The sequence below is a fragment of the Companilactobacillus sp. genome (assembly GCF_022484265.1).
In the GTDB taxonomy this organism is placed as follows: Bacteria; Bacillota; Bacilli; order Lactobacillales; family Lactobacillaceae; genus Companilactobacillus.
Map to the genome: position 1 here is coordinate 2,091,626 of NZ_JAKVLR010000001.1, position 21,338 is coordinate 2,112,963.

A 21,338-nucleotide genomic window follows, 5' to 3' on the forward strand; every position below is an offset into this window, starting at 1 on the left:
CGAATAATTGATATGCTTATTAGAAATGTTTGTGGAGGAACAATTAATGGATGATGTGAAAAAATTACCATCCGAAATAAAAAGTATTTGGCGCTTGGATGCTGGCATAAATTTTATCAGTTTGTTGATAGTAGCTTTAATCGTTTGGCTGATCAGATTGGCTACATCTGGAAGCTTTAAAACGGTTCTGACGACGACCATCTCAATCATTTTAGGCGCAGCCTTAGTAATTCTATTGATACAATTGGCGTTAATTCCATATCGCTGGAATTTTTGGACGTATTATATTGATGAACGACAGGTGCAGTTGCACCACGGATATTTCTTTAGAAAACAAATTATTATCCCGATTGCTCGAATCCAAAACGTTACTTTGAAGCAAGGACCGATCTTGCATTGGAAGAATTTGCAAAAAGTTATTATCGTTACCGCTGCGGGATCCAGTGAGATTTCTGGCATCAAGTCTTCTGAAGCTGACGATTTAAAAGAATTGATCATGAAGTTAGCACGGGAGGCTAGAAATGACCTCTAAACCAACTCGACTCAGTTTTGCATCACTGATCTTTTTCATGTATGAGGTCCTTAAGGGGACCATCGTGCCATTCGTGGCGGCGTTGTTTGGAACTGCAAATTTAACTTCTCGCATCTGGCAAATTGCAATCATTGTCGTATTCGTAGCGTTTATGCTTGGCACAGCGATTGTTAGGTATCTGATGTTTACATATCAATTGTTGGAAGACGAGATCGTCGTGCGTTATGGCGTCTTTGTCAAAAAGGTCAATCATGTGCCGTATGATAGGATTCAGAACGTTACGACTAACCAATGGTTTTTTCTAAAGCCATTTGGATTAGTGGAATTAGAAATTGAGACGGCAGGACATTCTGAAAAACCTGAGGTAGAACTAAAGGCTGTTCCAGAAAGTCTTCGTAGTGAAATCGATGCCTTGAGACAACGTAGTAAACAAATGGAACCTGATGAAGAAGTTGAGGTTGAAGAAACCTTTCAACCAGTTCCAGAAAATACTTATCAGATCAGTTGGAAAGATTTGATCAAATTTGCTTTAACCTCGCCTGCATTTTTAACTGGATTATTAGTTGTGTTAGCTGCCTACGGGAAAGTATCTAATTCGATCAGCAAGGAAGTTTATCAAAATTTAGCCAATGAAGCCTCTCATCTGGGTATCTTATTGATAGTCGGACTGGTAGTTTTAGTATTGCTGATTTTCTATGTTGGTTCAGTTATTGTCTTAATTGTTCAGTATTATCATTTCAAATTGACTGAGGAAGATTCAAAGTTTGAAATGGAGCGCGGACTTTTACAAACCAAAAAGACCAGTATCGCTCGTCCGCGGATTCAAGCAGTATTAGTCAAACAACCATGGCTGCGAAGCTTTTTAAAAATCGTCACAGTTCAATTAGTCATCGTTTCTAATTCGAAAAAAGGCGATTCGGAAAAAGACATCATTGTAATGCCAGTGATTGCTACTAATAAATTAGCGGAGTTCATGCAGCAATTTTTTGCAGAGATACCGCTGGAGATCCCAGATTTTAAACCAGATAAATGGACTTACTACTATAAATTACGGAATGCGACATATTTTGCGGTTCTAGGATCGATAATTTTAGTAATAGCCACGCATTGGTTTCTCTGGTTAAGCGTGACTCTAGTGATCATCTGGGTATTCATATGTTATTTGCCGGCTTATTTTTCGATAAAACGTTCGTACGTTGATGTGCCAAGAGACGATTACTTGGTGATTCAAAATAATAAACTCCTCACAAAACAGCTATTTTTTGTTCCTAAAGAAAGCATTCAATTTGTCGAACGTCGGCAAAGCATCTGGTTAAAAAAGCGTAATATAGCTAGTCTGACAGTTAATGTCCGTTCCGGTAATCGCCAGCGTAAATTGAATGTCGATTATTTGACGGAAGCAGAAATTGACCGAGTAATTAAGTGGTATAAGGAGAGTACAAATGTCGCATAAACAAAAATACATCGCAGCACTGATCTCAATGGTCGTAGTCGATTTGATCGTATTTGGACTGTATTTCTCTAATGCAATTCCAATGAGCAACGGAGTAGTGCTGACGGCGTGGCTAATAGTTGCAGTTGTGGGAATGTATTACGTGATCACTCAAATGAGAAAAATATCTCCAGATTATCAACCTAATACTAAATTTGAAAAAATATTTATCAGTGTCATAGGCATAATTTTATTGGTCATGCCTTTTTCAATTTTATTTATAAAGTAGAGAAACTATAGAGTGAAGTTCAATTGGCCGTAACTTTTTTTCAAATAAATACATACAAAAAGGAGAGCTCACAATGTGGGCTCTCCTTTAAATTTGACTTTATTTTATAAATCGCCGTCAGCAATTTTCTCAAGAACTGATTTTGAAGGGATGAAGAACATTGTTCCGGTAACGGCTGTACTGAAATCAAGTAAACGGTCGCTCTTAGTAAACATGTTCGTCAACATAGTATTTGTAATGTGGAAACTCTTTGAGTATCCGATGAAGTAAGTACCAGTGTGGTCTTTTGAAGGGTCAGAGAATGGAACGTTCATCCGAACGATCTTGTGTTCAACGCCGCCTTCTTCATCTTTTGAGACAATATTGTGGGCATTTGGAGATTTTTCGTCTTCTTCAAGCTCACGGTCAGAGAATTTTCTACGACCGATTGTCTTTTCTTGTTCGTCAGTAGGAAGAGCCTTCCAGGCATCCATGTTGTGGTTATATTTTTGAGCAAAGGCATATGAACCATTTGCAAATTCTGGATCATCGTCGCTGTCAATCAAAGTGTAATCCATTGATTCAACGCCAGCGGGATTTTCAGTACCATCAATAAATCCAACGATAGCACGTCCTTCAAGATAACGGAATCCATGAGTTTCATCGACAACAGTCGTAATCGGACGAAGGATATCCATGAATTGATCTAACACTTCATATACAACAGCGTTGATCTTGGCACGAACGTGGAAAAATAGATCTCCAGGTGTTGATGGAGCGGTATACTTTTGACCTTTGATCTCTTTGAATGGAGCTAATTCTTTTGGCTTATCAGCATTTGGGAATAGATAATCCCAAGCATCAGAACTGAATCCCCATGCGACAGCAAGTTGATCGTTTTGGTTTCTGATTCTCATACTATTGATAATTGAATTTTGTAAGTCGGCAAACTCAGCGATAACTTCGCGTTCTTTTTCGACATTTTCACGCTTTAAATTAAGAATGACAAAGTCAACGCTTTCACCAGCATCCTTAAACACGTCTTGAGCATCTTTGATATTAATTGACATAAATTAACCTCCGTATACTTTTTAATTCCAACTATAATATTACTATACAACGCAATTACCCACTTATTAAATTTAACGTGTTTTATTTATTGATTTTGATATAAAAAAGTACAACAATAAACAGATATTATAGTTTGGGGAATAACAAAACAGGAAAAGGTGAAATATATGTGCACAAGTCTTAGTTATCAAGCACTAGATGGATCAAAATTTTTAGCAAGAACCATGGATTTTGCGTTTGAATTAAACGGCAAGCCAACATTTTTGCCACGGAAGTATCAATGGTTGTCCTCATTTGATCAAAAAACTTATTCAACTGAATATGCAATTATGGGTACTGGCTCACAATTTGGCAGCAACTACATGATTGCTGACGGCTTCAACGAATATGGATTATCTGCCGCTGAATTATATTTTTCAAAAGCAGCTAAATACGATGAAGAGCCGACTGCTGGCGATATTAACGTTGTGGCAGAAGAGTTCTTGCTATGGGCGTTAGGAAACAACAAGTCGATCAAAGAATTGAACGAAAATTTAAAGCACGTCCACTTGATCGATTCAGATAAAGGTGTCATGGGAGTCAATCAACCGTTGCACTTTATCTTCAGCGATACGACAGGTTCTACCTATATATTGGAACCAATGGGGAACGGACTAGTTCTTCAAGAAGACAAAGTCGGCGTCATGACCAACACTCCTGACTACAACTGGCACAAGACCAACCTGTCATTTTATCTAGGTGCACAGACGACCAATTTCCAAACTAAGAAGATTGGCGATGAAGAGATCGAGCCTCTAGGACAAAACGGAACGTTTAGACTTCCTGGCGGATATACAGCTACTGATAGATTTGTCAGAACTGCCTTTATCCGTAATGCCGTTGAAACTCCCAAGGATAGCGATGAAGCCGTGAATTCGATTCTGCATATCCTCGACAGCGTGACGATTCCTCGTGGCGTCAACATCAAGGATAATGGCAAACCCAGTTACACTCAATATCAAACGGTACTCGATCTAACGAACCGTGTGATGTACTTTGTGCCTTATGGCAATAGAACTGTTTATTCAACCAAAATGACTGATGAATTGATCCAGAATCAAACCGAACCAAAGGAATTCCCAATCATTCAGACCCAACAATTCTCAGCCCTTAATTAATATGAAAAAATTGAACTCCTCTAATCTGCGGATTAGAGGAGTTTTTTTAATCTGTAAGCAGTTTCATTGATTGGGATGGAATTTCTTGAGAAAATAAGATATACTACAAGAAAATAATGCAACCAAATTTTATATTGGTGCGACCCAATATAAAAGAGGAGGATTTCTTGGCAGATTTAATCTATAAAAAAATCATCGATTCACTCACTAAAGAGATCGACGATGGTAAATTTCCTGACATGCGCTTGCCAGATGAACGATCATTGGCAGAAAAATATAGCGTCAGTCGAAGTTCCATCAAACGTGCTCTGGGAACGATGGCAGAGCAAGGAATAATTTTTAAGAAACGTGGTTCTGGGACTTTCGTCAACCCGCTTTACTTGAAACAAGATTCTTATTTCAACTATAGTGGTAAAAATTTGGGAATCACTGACAGTTTCCAAATCAATGGACAAAAGCCAAGCATCAAAGTTTTGAATTTCGATGTTGTTCGACCAGACAGTGAGCTACAGGACAACTTGTTTTTAAAACCTAGCGAATTTGTATACTCTTTCAAGCGATTGCGCTTGATCGACTCAGTTCCATTCATGATCGAAACTGGCTATATCCCAATTAAATTGGCGCCAGAATTATCGGAAGATATTGCCTCAGAATCGATTTTTAATTATGTCGAATCAGAACTAGATCAAGAGGTTAACAAGACGTATTTGACTATTTCAGCAGCTCCAAGCGATGAAGAAGGTCAAAAGTTATTGGACTTGAAACCGACTGAACCATTGGGGATGATGGAAGGTATTTTCTTCTTAAATGACGGAACGCCTTTTGAATTCTCAACAATGAAATTGCACTACAAATATTTCAAATACGACTCATTTGTTGATTTAGGAAACCGTTAGCAAAAATTGGGGCGGTCCAATTAATTAAATGGTTGACTTTTATTAAAATGGCGTATATTATACTAGATAAATACATAAGGAGTGTGCAGTACTAATGGCAGATTATTCATCAAAAGAATACTTAAACTTAGTAGACAAATATTGGCGCGCAGCCAACTACATTTCTGTAGGACAACTATATTTCAAAGATAACCCATTGCTAAAACGCGATGTTAAACCAGAAGATATCAAAGTTCATCCAATTGGACACTGGGGTACTATTGCAGGACAAAACTTCATTTATGCTCACTTGAACCGTATCATCAACAAATACAATGTGAACATGTTCTATATTGAAGGACCAGGTCATGGTGGCCAAGTTATGGTTTCTAACTCATACTTGGACGGTAGCTATACAGAAGCTTATCCAGAAATCACACAAGATGAAAAGGGTATGCAAAAGTTATTCAAACAATTTTCATTCCCAGGTGGCGTTGCTTCTCATGCCGCTCCTGAAACACCCGGATCAATGCATGAAGGTGGAGAACTAGGTTACTCACTTTCTCACGGTGTTGGTGCTATCTTAGATAACCCTGACCAAATCGCCGCAGTTGTTATCGGTGATGGTGAATCAGAAACTGGTCCACTTGCTGCATCATGGTTCTCAAATACATTTATCAACCCAGTTAATGATGGTGCTGTATTGCCTATCCTTGACTTGAATGGATTTAAGATCTCAAACCCTACAATCTTGTCACGTAAGACTGACGAACAATTAGCTTCATACTTCAAGGGTATGGGTTGGGACCCAATCTTTGTTGAAGGCGACGATCCTGAAAAGATGCATCCAGAAATGGCTAAAGCTCTTGATGGTGCCATTGAAAAGATCCAAGCTATTCAAACAGAAGCTAGAAAACACTCAGCAGAAGATGCTAAGATGCCTAACTGGCCAGTAGTTATCTTCCGTGCTCCTAAGGGCTGGACTGGTCCTAAAGAATGGGATGGCGTTCCAATTGAAAACTCATTTAGAGCTCACCAAATTCCAATTCCTGTAGACCAAAACCACATGGAACATATCGATGCTCTATTAGACTGGATGAAGTCATACAAACCAGAAGAATTGTTCAACGATGATGGCTCACTTAAAGATGACATCAAAGAAACAATTCCTGCTGACAATAAGAGAATGGCATCAAACCCTGTTGTAAACGGTGGTCTAGATCCAAAACCTCTTACATTGCCAGACTACAAGAACTACGCACTTAAGATCGACAAGCCTGGTCAAAAGACTGCTCAAGATATGATTGAATTAGGTAAATATCTTGAAGACGTTATTAAAGAAAACGACAAGACATTCAGATTGTTCGGACCTGATGAAACTATGTCAAACCGTCTATATGGCGCATTTGATGCTTCACCACGTCAATGGATGGAACCAGTTCATGAACCTAATGATCAATTTGAAGCACCAGCTGGTCGTATCATCGATTCACAACTTTCAGAACACCAAGCTGAAGGATTCCTTGAAGGTTACACATTGACAGGACGTCATGGTATCTTTGCTTCATACGAAGCCTTCTTAAGAGTTGTCGACTCAATGCTTACACAACACTTCAAGTGGTTAAGAAAAGCTGACGAACTATCATGGAGAAACAAGTATCCTTCATTGACAGTTATCGCAACTTCAACTGCTTTCCAACAAGATCACAATGGTTACACTCACCAAGACCCAGGTATCATTACTCACTTGGCTGAAAAGAAACCAGCATTCATTCGTGAATACTTCCCAGCTGACACAAACTCATTGTTAGCTGTTATGCCACAAATCTTGAACGATCAAGAAAAGATCAACTTATTAGTTACTTCAAAACAACCTCGTCTACAATTCTTCACAATGGACGAAGCTGAAGAATTAGCTTCTAAGGGTTACAAGGTAATCGACTGGGCTTCAAACGACAACGGCGATCCTGATATCGTTATCGCAACAGCCGGTACAGAACCTACAATCGAATCACTTGCTGCTATCAGCATTTTGCGTAAGCAAAAACCTGACATCAAGATCAGATTCGTAAACGTTGTTGACCTACTCAAGTTACGTTCACCAGAAGTTGACCCTCGTGGTTTGACTGATGAAGAATTTAACGACGTATTTACAGTCGACAAACCAGTACTATTCGCATTCCACGGCTTTGAAGATATCATTAAAGAAATCTTCTTCGACCGTGACAACCATAACTTGTATGTACATGGATATCGTGAAAATGGTGATATCACAACACCATTCGATATGCGTGTAGTTAATGAAATGGACCGTTTCCACTTGGCTGAAGAAGCTGCAGTTGCTGTTGAAGGCGATGCTGCTAGTGACTTTGCTGACGAAATGGAAGCTAAAGTTGACAAGCATAACAAGTACATCCGTGAACACGGAGACGATCTTCCAGAAGTAAACGACTGGAAATGGGATTTATAAGATTTAACCCCTAAAACTTAATTTTATAAATTCTGTTAGTTGGTCCCTTGCCTTAATTGGCTTGGGACTTTTTTTGATTTTTGATTTGATAAAATTGACTTATGTGCGGTATGAGGGCCGACTCCGGGCTGGTTCCGCTCTTTCGGCTCTGGAATGTATTGGTACCTGTCAAGTTGACATTTGATTTTTATAAAATTATAAACTCAAACTAATGGCTTTATTCCAGTATTCTGCTGGAGTAAGGCCATTTCTTGTTTCTGATCGATCATTATTATTAAAATAATTTATTCCTGCTTCTACCAATCTTTTCAATTCTTCAAAAGTTGTAGGAGTTGGAAAACGGTCCATCCATCGATTTTTAAATTCTCTCCACCAGTGTTCCATTGGAGCGTTGTCAAAAGGTGTTCCTGGTCTGGACATACTTCTAGTAACTTGATGTTGCGATAAAAGCTTATTGAACTTATTTGAGACATAGGCTGATCCCCGATCAGTATGAACAAGAGGATGTACATCACCCATTTTGTCGAACACATTTTCAAACATTTCTGTTTCAGCTTCTGCGGTCTCAGATGGGGTTAAATTGAATCCAATCAAATGTCTACCATAAAGATCCAATACACCACTTAGCTGTATCTTTTGTCTCTGTTCGATTCCGAATTCTAATTGAGTTGAATCAGATAACCAAATTTCATTTGGAGCTTTGGCATCAAAATTTTGATTTAGCACATTATCTTTAATGTATCTATCTTCATCGTCTTGACGATCCTTTTTCTTTGTACATGATTTACAGCGAATATTTAGTTCTCTCATAACTCGCTTGATTTGTTTGAGCGTAACACCAAACTCCAATGATCCTTCCATTCTAAGATTGAGAAGGATTTTACCTGCACCAATTGTTTGGGTATGAAAGTTGTAAATCTCAAGGACTTTTTTCTTTAGTAATTCATTTCTTTTTTCCCATGGACTTTCTTTACGTTTAACAAATTTATTAAAGGCCTGTCTGCTTACGCCCATATACTCTAATAAAATGGACTTCCATCCATGATGATTTTGACAAACCTCAATTATTGCCTGATAAGCTTGTCTGTTTTGTTTGTTCACTCCCCACGCTGGATTTCGTTGAATTTTTTTTCAAAGGCTTCAATTGCTTTATGTTTTTCAAGTTCAGCTTTGAGTTGACGATTCTCTAATTTTAATTTATCTAATTCTGTCAATTCAACGTGATCTCTGGTTTTCTTATGACCGCGTTCGTCTGCCAAAGCAGAATATCCAATATGTTCAGCTTTCATTACCCACATGCGTACTTGTTGGTAAGATACTTGAAAATGTTCTGAGGCTGCAGCGTAAGAATGATCTTGTAGGGTAACGTACTCAACCACTTGAATTCTTTCTTCTAACGTTGTTTTCTTTGACACGTGGATGACCTTCCTTCCAACAGGTGAATCTGTCAGTTTCTTGTCATCATTATACTGTATTAGCCAGTATCTAAGCTGCTTTGTGTCCTTAATACCATATTTACTTGTTACTTCATGTAAAGTTCCTTCACCATTTCTATATGCCTTTACAGCACTGATCTTAGTTTCCGCACTGTAATGATTAGGGGTTTTCTGCTTTTTCAAGCCTTCCGCTCCATATTCCGTATAAACCCAATACCATCCTCTAAACGTTGTACATGGTATATTTTTCGATTTCGCAAAGGTTTGTTTTGGAAGATTAGATTGTTTGAACTCTTCAATTAAATTAATCTTCTGTTCGTAAGTATATTGTCTGCCCATAATAATCCTCCATGATTATGCATGAAATTATTCCATTTCAAATGTCAACCATAAAGGGATTATCGCAGAACGTAGTGGGCCCACTTGAAGCTTACTGCAAGGTCCGCAGCAATCTCCAAGCTGCACCTTTTACTAAGCACTGCTTCGCATTGCTAAGAAAAACGTCACTACTGAGGCCGAGCGCTCCACCACCCCTCCGTCTAAATAGAGTCAAATCTCTCTCCTTGTTGAAAGAAGGTATGTCGGCAGTATTAGTAAATACTAGGAACTTGTCCATTCACTCTAGTACCCATTCAGACTATTATTTTGAATACCGCTTGAATGTAGCTAGTGGAGTCGGCCCGCATACCGCACAAAAATATCGGAACCACCCCGGAGTCGGCCCGCATATGTCCAACAAAATATACTTAGTCCAACAAATTAGTTTTAATCTAATAAATTTTAATAATCACTAAACATAAATGAAAACTACTTTTTACAAAATCCTACTGCCAGTATGCTTTTTTCACAAATAGATTCTAATTTTTAACGACTATCCATAAAACCTTTATTAGAGCCGTTCAACAACCCTTTTGTGATTAATATTACTTGATCCAAAAGTGTTGCAAGTGAAGAAATTCCGTGTTAACTTGTGTTTGTAGGAAAATATTTATAGAGGCGGGTGGAAGTTATGACAATTCAAATTATCGAATCACTTATCAAATTAACTGTGGCTGCAGTAATCGTTGCATTTGCCATGTTATTATTCGTGTTGGGAAGCCGATACACTCTACCCGTAGCTGGCATTGGAGCAATCGTCTTCGCAGTTTATGCAACTGGCAGAATTGCTAGAAAAGGCCTGCTACAACTTAGATAAGTCGATTCTTAATTTATAAATCAAATGGAGTAGATGTTCTGGTGACGCTGTTCGCTAAGACGCCAGTACTCGAACTGACCATTTGATTATCACTTACGAAAAGAGCTGGAACATTCAATGTTCCAGCTCTTTTTTTGTTAGAATGAAATCATTACTTACAAGAGGTGTGCTATGGATCAAGCAAAACAAATTCAAGAGATACGTGATTTTTCTTATCAGAAAATGTCTAAAGACAAGACGGGTCATAACTTTGATCATATCGAGAGAGTTGTGAAGATGGCTAAAAGAATTCTTAAAGAAGAACATACTGATCCGTTGATCACGATTGGTGCTGCTTATCTCCATGATGTTGCTGACGATAAATTGGTTGATGATCCTGCCAAATTGGAACGTGAGATCCGTGAATTTTTGAAGAGTATTGAGTTGAGCGATGAACAAATTGATGAGATCTTGTACATTACTCATAATTTAGGCTTCAGCAAATCTTTAAGCGAAAACCCACCTAAGCTGTCGCTGGCTGGACAAGTAGTTCAAGATTCCGACCGACTGGATGCAATTGGTGCGATTGGAATCACTCGTGCAGTTTATTACGGTGGCGTTTATCATGAGACGATTTATGATCCTGAAATTTCTCCTCGGGAAAATATGTCGATTGCTGAGTATCGTGATTTAAGCGATGAGACGATCATCAATCATTTTTATGAAAAGTTGTTTAAACTAGAAAGCATGATGAATACGCATACAGCTAAATGGATTGCCAAAGACCGTCACAATTTTATGGTGGAATTCATTGATGAGTTTAAAGCAGAATGGGATTCTAAAAGATAATAATAAAGCCACCTGATTGACAGGTGGCTTTTGTTTTGTAAAGGATAGGTTGGAATTGCAATTACATTCGGAGCGTTCCGTCCAGTTAGAGTACGCACCTTCGGTGTGCATAAAATCAAGGAATCGCAACGTTCTTACGAAGCGTTGCGTATAGTTAGAGTACGCGCTTTTTGCGCTACTCTAACTAGAAAAAGCCTGAAAGGAATCACCCTTTCAGACTTTATGCTTTTGAGTAATTTGAGCTTGAGGAGGGCTCAATTACTATTTGTTTTATATATTATGAGAATTATATATACGTTTCGAATTATGAGAATTATTATGAAGAGGTATAAGTTAAGGTGTCTTTGTTGCTCCTTTAACTTATAAATCTATAATAACGGCTAAATATGAAGAAATTATGATGCTTTTGCAATAAAATGTGGAAAAACATGTTAAAAATTTATTTCAATAAATAAATTTTTTTCAAATCGTCTATCTCATGATTGCTAACTTTAAGTTCGTTTTTGATATAATTATCAAGACTACCAGATGTCTCCTCAATCGCTTTCTGAGCGACATTCAAGTAATTTTCGTTAACTGTTAATAATGCTCTAATTGATTCAACTAAGGTTGGATCTTTGGCCTCAACTTGTTTTAACACGTTTGCAACATAAACTTTGCTAGCTTGATTTGTTAATAAATAATCTTCTTTAATAGTTGGCAATGGAACGCCCAATGTGTATAGGAAGAAAACTGCTCCCATACCGGTACGATCTTTACCTGCTGTACAATGGAATAAAACAACGTCATTGTCGTTGCTGTTTCCTAATAGTTCATCGAAAAATTGACGATATGCGTTTCTGGCGGTATCTTCGACGATCATATTGCGATAGACGTCTAACATATGGTTATATCCGTCATGCGGGTCAAAATCGATTTCAGGTATCACTTCATTCCCAATTTTGGAAGCTTCAGTTTGATCTTCACTAAATACTGGCAATGAAACGTACTTTGCTCCATTTGGAACGCGGTCTGGTTTCTTATTGATTTCATCTTGAGAACGGAAATCAACGTCTGTCTTGACGCCATAGTCTTGAAGATACTTGATATCCTTTTGAGTTAAATCACCTAAACCTGCGGAACGTAGAACTTTATGATATTTAAGAGATTGTCCAGAAGTTGTCTGGTAACCTCCTAATTCACGAAAGTTGATTCCGGCTTCAAGGTCTAAAATACGACGAGTGCTTTCAGTAGCTCTGTCCATAAAAACGAACCTCTCTCTCAATTCAATCTTAAGATTGAATAATTATATTATAGCAAAAGGAAGATTCATCCATGAAATTTCTTATCGCTCCAGGAAAATATCATGACTCATCCATTAGCTCAAAATTAGTGGGTCAAGCGATATACAGTGGTATTTCACGGGCATTGCCTAATGCTCAAATTGTTACGATGCCGGTGACCGATAGTAAATATGGTATGCCGGCGTTAGTTGCTCATACGATCGGTGGCCGTTGGGTCGATCTGCCGTTTTTTGATGCCTTCTGGCAAAACAAAATGGGCACGTATTTGCTAACTAACATTGATAGTCAGGATACCGCAATAATAGATACAGAACAAATAGTAGGTCCTGAGCTAGCTACCTCAAAAACGCGAAATGATCTTTTTCATGCTACGAGTTATGGAATCGGCGAATTCATCATGGACGCGGTGACTAGCGGTATTCATGAAATAGTTATCTGTTTAGGGACATCTGAAACGTTTGATGGCGGTTTAGGAGCCTTACAAGCTCTTGGAGCAAAGATTTACGATGAAGGCGGGGATTTGATACCGGAAGGTGAAAATCCACTGATAAACGGATATGAGGCTGATTTAGATGACGTCTATCGTATCTTGAGAAAAGTTCGGATCACAGTGCTGCTGAGTTATTCATCCAGCTATGAATCCAAAGAAAAACGTGATTATTTATCAGAAACACAAAAAGATTTTTTAGAAGATAACTTACTTTATATTACAGAAAAAATTAATAAGAAGTATAATTTAGATATACATCCAATGCCTCACTCAGGGGCAATCAAAACATTAGCTGGGGCTTTTGCTATGATGAGAGCTCATATTTCCCGAAGTTCGTTTGAATGGATAGCAAACGTGACTGGGATGGATGAGACGATTCGTTCAGCCGATGTGATGATCACTGCCACGGATGAGGTGTCGGCTGAATCTATGCATGATGAAATTCTGTTTCATTTGAGTAAAATTGCCGGATATTCGAAGATGCCGACGTTTGTCTTGTGCAACAACTTTATCGACGATTTTGAAGATTATGAACAACTTTTTACCGGGATCTTCTCAACTCAGATGTCGAATTACTCTACAAAGGTTCAGGACGAGCAATTAGTTTTTGAACATTATGAATCGATTGCTAATCAATTAGCACGAACATTGGGTGCATTTCATAATGTAAACCATTGAAATAAATAAAATTATGCATTAATCTTAAGGTAAAGCTTTTGATTAAGCGTGTTGTTGGAGGATTAAATTATGGAACAAGATTATGAAAAGATTCTAGTACCAGTTGATGGTTCTAAAGAAGCTGAAATGGCATTTCGTAAAGCCGTTAAAGTTGCACAAATGAACAAGGGTCATCTAGATGTTTTGACAGTTCTAGATACTAAGCAATTTATCGGACTTCACGGTGGAATGTTAAATGGGGATGTAATTTACCAACTTTCAGAAGATGCTCAAAAGTATCTTAATGAATTAAAGGATGAAGCTGTCAAAGATGGATTCAACGCTGATGACATTGCTATCCACGTTCGTTTTGGTGAACCAAAGACAGTTATTGCTACAGAATTTGTTGAAGAATACAAGAACGACCTCATTATGATCGGTTCAACAGGTATGAACGCTGTAACTAGATTGTTGGTTGGTTCAGTTTCAGAATACGTTACAAGAAATGCTCGTACTGACGTTATTATCGTTAGAACAGATGTTGATAACAAAGCAATCGGCAAATAATTAAATGTTTTCGTGCGACCAAATAGTTGGCACGTTCCCGCAACAACAGCAATTCAGATTTGGCGACTAAATAGAAGCCACATAATACTCGAAAAAGGATGGACAGATGTTCATTCTTTTTTATTTTCTGAAATTTTTTTGCTTGTGACTTTGCGTGCGGTTAACTACAATGAAACTGGAATAGATTTGAAGTTGGCGTCTGCCAGCTTTTTTATTTGTGGAGATAACTATGAAAAGATGCACGTGGGCTGAAGACAGCTTTAAAGAAATGGAAGATTATCACGATCACGAGTGGTGCAAACCTAGCCATGATGAACGCTACTTTTTTGAAATGCTGACTTTAGAATTATCTCAAGCGGGACTATCTTGGTCGACGATCATCAAACGCCGCGATGGCTACAAAAAAGCTTTTGCAAATTTTGATTACGATAAAGTGGCTCAATTTGATGAAACAAAGCGTGATCAGTTGTTGCAAGATTCAGGAATCATCCGCAACAAGTTAAAGGTTAACGCGACTATCAACAATGCTAAGATCATTGTTGAGATGCATCAAAATGGCGAACGATTCTCAGATTATATTTGGAGCTTTGTCGATAACAAGGCAATCGATCATCATTTGCAAGATGAGTCGCAGATGCCTGCACAAGATGAGTTGTCGCAAACCATCAGCAAGGATTTAAAGAAAAAGGGATTTCGGTTCGTTGGGCCAACGATCATTTATTCTTTTTTACAAGCTGTTGGTGTAATAAATGATCATTTAGATCAATGTGATTTTAAATAAACAAAATTTTCAGTATAATGATAGCTAACTGGAGGAAGTAATATGAATTCTGAAACTATTAGTGAGTTAGGCGAGTGGCTTGACCAAAACGCAAAGCAGATCGAGGACAAGTCAGTGGAGTTCGACCCACAACGTGTCTACAATGTGATCGATAATTTGGAGGTCTTAAGAAAGCCAATCAAAGAATACTTTGATATGACTGAGGAAGACTACTATGAAAATGAATCAGATCATCAATTAACTTTGCAAAAGCCTGACGCTAAATTGAGTGAGCTTAAAGACCGTGTCTTGGTGAATCATATCGACGGATCTTTAGCTGACCACCAAGTCAATTTTACTTATAATCATGAAAATCCTTTCCCTGACGGACAATATGATGCCAAGGTTGATGTCAACATGATCAACTATTCTTTTATTGTGATCGGCGCTGTTTTTGCCAACACAATTATCGCTGACGTGAGAAATTCAATTTCAAGAGATGCTATCTTGTCCATTGGATTAGCAGCTAAAGCGTTGGATGACTGGCAAAAATAAATGAATTTATTATCAGTCAAGGATCTATCGTTTGAAATTGGAGGTTACTTTGCGTACAAGCATGTAACCTTTTCTTTATCTCAAAATGAGGCAATCGGCATAACAGGGGATGGCGGTTCAGGCAAGACAGCCTTGTTGGAAACTATTGTTGGGATGAATGATTCTGATAGCGGATCGGTCAAGTTTGCATCAGGAACTAGAATTGGCTTTATGCCACAATTAGAAACTGAACAAATTGATGAGACGGTCAGTCAATACTTGGAAACTAATCGTCAAATTGCTGGAAAATTAGCAGTTAGTTCAGCACAATTAGTCGATCTGGCATCGTTTATGGGAATGAGACCCTATATGGATCGTTCAGTCGAAAACTTGTCAATGGGAATGAAACAGCGCGTTAGTTTTTTGAATGCAGTTGCTAAAAGACCAAATGTCTTGATCTTGGATGATCCATTTTCATTTCAAAATAGTTTTTATGCTCATAATATGATGGAAATCATCAAAGATCTCCAAGGGCACGGCTCGGGTATTATTATCGCAAGCCCAATGCGAGATACGATCATTGAAGAAAATTTGAATACTCATTATATTTTGAATGAGAAGACCCTCAATATTTTACATGTCGACCAAAGTGCTTATTTATTAGCATTTCGTGCCACGACAGATTCGATGGCGATCACTAAAGATATCGCACAGTATGCGACTAGCTCGGCAAATGGCTTGATTGAGATCAAAGTACCATTCGTGCAAAAAGAACGAGTCTTAGCTACGATGCTAGATATGAATTATTTGTTTGAGGGGATGGTAAGCCTTGAAGTTTAAACTTCTGTATGCAAATTTCACTAAGTTATTATTAGCAGATCTGATCTATCCTATTCTATTAGCGTTTATGATCATTTTTGAGATCATGTTCAACATGCTCATCGGCAGCAATACTACCATTAAATTTACTAGTATCATTATCATGAATTTCTTTATTGCAATTATTTTAGCAATGTATTTTTTGAAAAAAGATACCGATGAGAACCGCTATTTGAAACAACGGGTCAATAATTATCATTTATACGCCATCACTCAAATGCTAGTGTTGGTAACTGCCAACTTGATCTTGGCGATTTTTTCAGGAATATTTACATTTATGTTCTCGAATTCACCAGGAGCAAATGCGACAATGCTCCTGACCTTGATCACCACGCAATGGGTCGCAACGGCAATCGTCTTCACGTGTCGTTCGCAATGGACCAATCACAAATACATCGCAACCATTTGTTTAGTGATAGTGGTATTCTTTGCATTGGCAGACAGCAATAATGCCGTGTTAGTCTATATCAACTGGATTCTCCCTCCAGTTTCAAATATGGTCGTGACTTTCCAGGAAAAGTCCAAAATGTTGGCACTTTTTCCATTGGTGATTCGTCAATTAGCGTATGCTATTATCCTTTTCGGGATCAGCGAATTCTTCAATAAAAAAAGTTACATAAAGTAATAAAAAAAGCTTGCTATCGAAAGCTCAATTTGTTTAAATATCGGAATGAAGAATTTTAGTTTATGGAGGTCGTAAAATGAGTAACATCTATTTGCGTCAAGCTAGAAGTGAAGATTTACCAAAAGTATTAGACATAATTTCCGGTGCGAAAAAAACACTTAGAGATCGTGGCGTTGACCAATGGCAAACCGGCTATCCTGATGAAGCGATTTTGAAACAAGATTTAGATGATGGAATCAATTATGTAATGTTATTAGATGGTGAAGTTGTGGGAACAGCTGCACTACAACAAGGAATCGAACCTAACTACGAGAAGATCGTTAATGGTAGCTGGGATAAAGACTCTAACAAAGAATATTCAGTAATTCATCGAATTGCAGTTGAGCCAGGACATCAAGGACAACATTTATCAGCTGCTTTGATCCGTCAATTATTGACGATTTCATATCAATTAGGATACACAGATGTAAGAATCGATACTCATCCAGAAAATCTCGTAATGCAACATGTTATTACAACCAATGGCTTTGTTGAAAAAGGCGAGATCAGTATGGAAGAAGACGAAGGCGTACGTAAAGCTTATCAATTGCTTTTGTATTAATCCTTCTTACATTAATGTAAGGTCAAAAGAACTTGCAATAGTTGTATAATTATATTTATTAAAAAACCATCTTTTATGATGGTTTTTTTGTTTGTTATGGTCTAAAACATGATAATATTTAGTCGATTAGGAGAATGCAATCGTGAAAATTAAATTCCTTACTAAGAAAATTTTTAGACCGAGACCAACAGAATTTATCTCTGTTCAAACGGATAGTTTTTTGAGAAAATTGAAGCCGAGACCATTTTTTACAGAATATATCGGCAATGTTTTCACGAAAAATGTCAAACCAAACTTAACTGACAACTGTTTAACTTTGTCAGTTTTGACTGACACGCATGAAAAAGCGGTCGCCAGTTCCTCATATTATGGTCTCAATGGGGTACGTCATATTATCGAAGCAAATCGTGCCTGCGATGAGCTGCCTGTGGATTATAATGTTCACTTAGGCGACATGATCGACGGTAGCGATAAGCCCGAAATCAGTCGTGGACTTCTAAGATTTACGATGGAAAACTACGAAAGTAGCAAGCATCCATTCTTTGTTTTGGAGGGTAATCATGATGAAAACGATAAATATGATGAACACAAATTCATTACATCAGCGTCATTTGAACGTGACGACTATTATGACTTAGTCACGAAACACAATTTTGAACAATCATCAATTCATCGTCTGAATGAAGTTTCCAAAGTCGGTTGGATCGACAAAGGCGATATCCGAGCAATCTTTTTGAATACTAGCGACATTCCATATATATTAAATGGAGGCACGAAGAAATACGATTTTAAGAAGGTTCGTGGTATTAGAGAGCAACAGCTTGAAGATTTAGTTACTATCCTTGAAAAAACAGTCGACAAGCATGTTGTCGTTTTTGGTCACGCCAATTTGATCAGTCCAAGCGGAAGGTCAGCTTTGAATTTTAATGGCGATCTAGTTCAACAGATTTTTACCAGCTTCAACAACAAAGATAGCGGACGAATTAAAAATGAGTTAACAGGAGATTTTGGAGTTAACTTACGCTATAACTTCACTAACACAGGGATTTCGAAGGTCTCAAATTATATTTGTGGTCACATGCATTATGAAAAGTCCTTCAAAGTCGATGGAATTAATCATATAATATTAAATTGTTCGGCTCTTATGGGGAAAAAACATGGGCTGACTACAGATTATAATCGCAAATGGGACAGACGATACAATGAAGTGTCTGAATTAGCGGGCTATTTCATAAATATCAATCCCGATAAAATGCTGTTACAGATTTTTGGATATGGTGCAGCAACAAGATTTGTAAGTTTTGAAATTTAAGGAGAAATAATATGTGCGGTATCGTCGGTTTTGTAGACAAGAAAATTGCTGACAAAAAGCCAGTTATAGAGGCAATGATGGAAACGATCAAGCATCGTGGTCCTAATAGCTCAGGGGAATTAGTAAATGGAGACACAGCACTAGGCTTTCGTCGATTGAGTATCATCGACATCAATAGTGGTATGCAACCTATTTATAACGAGGAAAAAGATAAAGCCGTTATCTTTAACGGTGAGATTTATAACTACCAACCAATTAGAAAAGAATTGATCGAATACGGTCATACTTTTACAACAGAAACAGATACAGAAGTATTGCTTCATGGTTACGAAGAATGGGGCATGGAAGGATTACTCAACCGAATTCGTGGTATGTTTGCCTTCGTTATTTATGATTTGAAGAGCGGCGAGATCACAGGTGCCAGAGACTTCTTTGGTATCAAGCCACTTTATTACTACAATCGTAACGGCACTTTCATTTTTGGTTCAGAGATCAAGTCTTTCTTGAAACAACCAAACTTTGTTAAAGAACTAAATAAGGAAGCTCTTAAACCTTATTTGACATTCCAATATTCAGCTTTGAACGAAACATTTTTCAAGAATGTTTTCCGTATTCCTGAAGGTCACTATTTTACTTTCAAAGATGGCAAACTTCGCATTAAGAAGTATTGGGACGTTGAATTTAAAGAAAATCATTTGAGCTTTGAAGAGACTGTTGAAAAAATCGACGAAGCTTTACGCGAATCAGTTAAAGCTCATGAAATTGCTGATGTTCCAGTTGGATCATTGCTTTCAAGTGGTGTCGACTCAAGTTATATAACGGCGATCTCTAAGCCACAACATACTTATTCAATTGATTTTGACACAAGTACTTATGAAGAAGGCTCTGCAGCTAGATTGTTAGCTGACAAACTTGGACTAGAAAACACTCGTGGAATCGTTACTGCTGATGAAGCGATGAAGTCAATTCCATTGATCCAATACTATATGGATGAGCCTGATTCAAATCCATCATGTGTACCACTTTATTTCTTAACGAAACTCGCTAGTCGAGATGTTACTGTTATCCTTTCTGGTGAGGGTGCCGATGAATTGTTTGCTGGCTATGCCAACTATGGCTATCACTCACATTCGAAGACAGTTCGTGTCATAGCACAAGAATTGAAGAAACTACCTAAGGGTGCTCGTTATAAGTTAGCTCACGGTTTGAAGAAGATGCCTAACTTCCCAGGAAGATTGCATCTATACGAATCAACTGCTAAGGCAGAAGAATTCTTCATTGGACAAGCTAAGGTCTTCAGTGAACAAGAAGCAGCCGCAGTAGTTAAACCAGAATTTGAAAAATCACGTTCAGTTAAGGATATTGTTATGCGCAGTTATCGTAAGGTAGCTGACTATCCTGATGAAGTTAAGAAGATGCAATATCTTGATCTTCACCAATTTATGGCAAATGATATCATTCTTAAAGCTGACCGTATGAGTATGGCTAACTCAATGGAATTACGTGTTCCATTCCTAGATAAGAAAGTTGCTGAATTGGCTGAAACAATCCCAACTAAGTACCTTCTAAATAGTAAAGATAGCAAGTATGCACTACGTGTAGCTGCAGAACGTGCTCTACCAAAAGAATGGGCAAAACGTGAAAAATTAGGATTCCCAGTGCCAATTCGTGACTGGATCCACACTGAAAAAGTTTATAAAGAAATGCATGAATTGTTCAGTCAAGACTTCGTAAACGAATTCTTCGACCAAGACAAGATCTTGGCAATGTTAGATGGATTCTACAACGGAGAAAACGACGACCGTCGTAAGATCTGGACAATCTACACATTCTTGATCTGGTACACAGTTTACTTCATAGATGACGGTAAGAAGCCAGACATAGATCCACAAGTGAAACTATCTACTGAAAAATAGAGCGTAAAAATGACGAACTGAGGGCGGAGCATAAGCAAAGCCAATACGGAGTGGGGCTCTCCTTGCACTTCGTTCGCAGACAAGCGCTAAAGGGTTCTCATAGGATGGCGTAACGCCCTCGCAGTGTTGGATTTGTTTATGCAGTAGCCTCAGTCTTTTTTTACGCGTTTCCACTATAAATCAAAGAAGCGACCAGCAAAAAATTATAAGGATAAACGCGAAGAAAAACTCGCCAAGTCCTAGCAGTGTTGGATTGCCTTATGTAGTAAGTATCAGTGAATCTTTTCGCATTTAAGCTATAAAGTGGATAAGCGACCAACAAAAATAAATACAATTAAAAATTAATCTATAGTTCCACTCAAGAAGTTCAGCTAACCCTGAACTTTTTTCTTTTCCCACAGCACCTTTTTTCAGATAGTGCTAAGGTAATCTTAAGAAGTCAAAGGAGGA

21 protein-coding genes are annotated in these 21,338 nt (G+C 37.9%); 17 read left to right on the top strand and 4 right to left on the bottom strand.

The genetic code is table 11. The features are described 5' to 3' along the window. Positions 1-46: 46 nt before the first annotated feature. The 3 genes from LKF16_RS10010 to LKF16_RS10020 are packed head-to-tail and all read left to right on the top strand — an operon-like array spanning position 47 to position 2,253. Positions 47-532 (top strand): PH domain-containing protein, encoded by a 486-nt coding sequence (locus tag LKF16_RS10010; protein ID WP_291471052.1) that lies wholly within the window; start codon positions 47-49, stop codon positions 530-532. Next, entirely contained in the window at positions 522-1,985 is a 1,464-nt protein-coding gene (locus tag LKF16_RS10015) for a PH domain-containing protein (protein WP_291471054.1), read from the top strand. Before LKF16_RS10010 ends, LKF16_RS10015 begins: the two co-directional genes overlap by 11 nt. Beyond that, complete coding sequence (locus LKF16_RS10020; protein ID WP_291471056.1) at positions 1,975-2,253, top strand: hypothetical protein; 279 nt, start codon at positions 1,975-1,977, stop codon at positions 2,251-2,253. Before LKF16_RS10015 ends, LKF16_RS10020 begins: the two co-directional genes overlap by 11 nt. Before the next feature lie 104 nt (positions 2,254-2,357). Here the strand turns inward: LKF16_RS10020 and LKF16_RS10025 are convergent, their stop codons facing one another. Then, a complete protein-coding gene (locus LKF16_RS10025; RefSeq protein WP_291471059.1) occupies positions 2,358-3,302 on the bottom strand; it encodes a Dyp-type peroxidase in 945 nt (314 codons plus the stop codon). 168 nt (positions 3,303-3,470) lie between these two features. Between LKF16_RS10025 and LKF16_RS10030 the strand changes: the two genes are divergently transcribed. From LKF16_RS10030 to LKF16_RS10040, 3 genes are all read left to right on the top strand, one after another. Continuing rightward, entirely contained in the window at positions 3,471-4,460 is a 990-nt protein-coding gene (locus LKF16_RS10030) for a choloylglycine hydrolase family protein (protein ID WP_291471062.1), read from the top strand. Between the two features lie 167 nt (positions 4,461-4,627). Continuing rightward, positions 4,628-5,356, top strand: coding sequence for a GntR family transcriptional regulator (locus LKF16_RS10035; RefSeq protein WP_291471064.1), 729 nt, complete (start codon positions 4,628-4,630; stop codon positions 5,354-5,356). Between the two features lie 94 nt (positions 5,357-5,450). After that, on the top strand, positions 5,451-7,805 hold the full coding sequence (locus LKF16_RS10040; RefSeq protein ID WP_291471066.1) for a phosphoketolase family protein: 2,355 nt from the start codon (positions 5,451-5,453) through the stop codon (positions 7,803-7,805). 195 nt (positions 7,806-8,000) lie between these two features. Here LKF16_RS10040 and LKF16_RS10045 read toward each other — a convergent pair whose 3' ends face one another. Together LKF16_RS10045 and LKF16_RS10050 are read right to left on the bottom strand one after the other, a co-directional pair. Further along, complete coding sequence (locus LKF16_RS10045) at positions 8,001-8,906, bottom strand: IS3 family transposase (protein ID WP_291711173.1); 906 nt, start codon at positions 8,904-8,906, stop codon at positions 8,001-8,003. Continuing rightward, positions 8,903-9,580, bottom strand: a complete 678-nt coding sequence (locus LKF16_RS10050) for a helix-turn-helix domain-containing protein (protein ID WP_291711171.1) — start codon at positions 9,578-9,580, stop codon at positions 8,903-8,905. Before LKF16_RS10050 ends, LKF16_RS10045 begins: the two co-directional genes overlap by 4 nt. A gap of 670 nt (positions 9,581-10,250) precedes the next feature. On the opposite strand from LKF16_RS10050, the gene LKF16_RS10055 reads away from it, so the two are divergent. Next, the gene (locus tag LKF16_RS10055) at positions 10,251-10,436 is read left to right on the top strand and encodes a hypothetical protein (protein WP_291472190.1); all 186 of its coding nucleotides are present in this window, start codon (positions 10,251-10,253) and stop codon (positions 10,434-10,436) included. 171 nt (positions 10,437-10,607) lie between these two features. Further along, positions 10,608-11,264: an HD domain-containing protein gene (locus LKF16_RS10060; protein WP_291472192.1), complete on the top strand. Its 657-nt coding sequence runs from the start codon at positions 10,608-10,610 to the stop codon at positions 11,262-11,264. 439 nt (positions 11,265-11,703) lie between these two features. On the opposite strand, the gene LKF16_RS10065 is transcribed toward LKF16_RS10060, so the two are convergent. After that, positions 11,704-12,507 (bottom strand): tyrosine-protein phosphatase, encoded by an 804-nt coding sequence (locus LKF16_RS10065; protein ID WP_291472193.1) that lies wholly within the window; start codon positions 12,505-12,507, stop codon positions 11,704-11,706. A 71-nt stretch (positions 12,508-12,578) separates the two neighbouring features. On the opposite strand from LKF16_RS10065, the gene LKF16_RS10070 reads away from it, so the two are divergent. The 9 genes from LKF16_RS10070 to asnB all read left to right on the top strand — a co-directional run bounded on the left by LKF16_RS10070 (position 12,579) and on the right by asnB (position 20,888). Next, positions 12,579-13,715 (top strand): glycerate kinase, encoded by a 1,137-nt coding sequence (locus tag LKF16_RS10070; protein WP_291472194.1) that lies wholly within the window; start codon positions 12,579-12,581, stop codon positions 13,713-13,715. A 69-nt stretch (positions 13,716-13,784) separates the two neighbouring features. Next, positions 13,785-14,261, top strand: a complete 477-nt coding sequence (locus LKF16_RS10075; protein ID WP_291472196.1) for a universal stress protein — start codon at positions 13,785-13,787, stop codon at positions 14,259-14,261. Between the two features lie 229 nt (positions 14,262-14,490). Further along, positions 14,491-15,042 carry a DNA-3-methyladenine glycosylase I gene (locus LKF16_RS10080; RefSeq protein WP_291472198.1) on the top strand — a complete coding sequence of 184 codons (552 nt, stop codon included), beginning with the start codon at positions 14,491-14,493 and terminating at the stop codon, positions 15,040-15,042. Between the two features lie 42 nt (positions 15,043-15,084). Continuing rightward, positions 15,085-15,576: a hypothetical protein gene (locus tag LKF16_RS10085; protein ID WP_291472200.1), complete on the top strand. Its 492-nt coding sequence runs from the start codon at positions 15,085-15,087 to the stop codon at positions 15,574-15,576. After that, complete coding sequence (locus LKF16_RS10090) at positions 15,577-16,395, top strand: ATP-binding cassette domain-containing protein (RefSeq protein ID WP_291472202.1); 819 nt, start codon at positions 15,577-15,579, stop codon at positions 16,393-16,395. After that, entirely contained in the window at positions 16,385-17,059 is a 675-nt protein-coding gene (locus LKF16_RS10095; RefSeq protein WP_291472204.1) for a hypothetical protein, read from the top strand. The genes LKF16_RS10090 and LKF16_RS10095 overlap by 11 nt, the downstream gene beginning before the upstream one ends. 76 nt (positions 17,060-17,135) lie before the next feature. Continuing rightward, positions 17,136-17,660: a GNAT family N-acetyltransferase gene (locus LKF16_RS10100; protein ID WP_291472206.1), complete on the top strand. Its 525-nt coding sequence runs from the start codon at positions 17,136-17,138 to the stop codon at positions 17,658-17,660. A gap of 142 nt (positions 17,661-17,802) precedes the next feature. Continuing rightward, positions 17,803-18,972: a metallophosphoesterase family protein gene (locus LKF16_RS10105; protein WP_291472207.1), complete on the top strand. Its 1,170-nt coding sequence runs from the start codon at positions 17,803-17,805 to the stop codon at positions 18,970-18,972. Between the two features lie 11 nt (positions 18,973-18,983). After that, entirely contained in the window at positions 18,984-20,888 is a 1,905-nt protein-coding gene (gene asnB / locus LKF16_RS10110; RefSeq protein ID WP_291472208.1) for an asparagine synthase (glutamine-hydrolyzing), read from the top strand. The last annotated feature ends 450 nt before the right edge of the window (positions 20,889-21,338 follow it).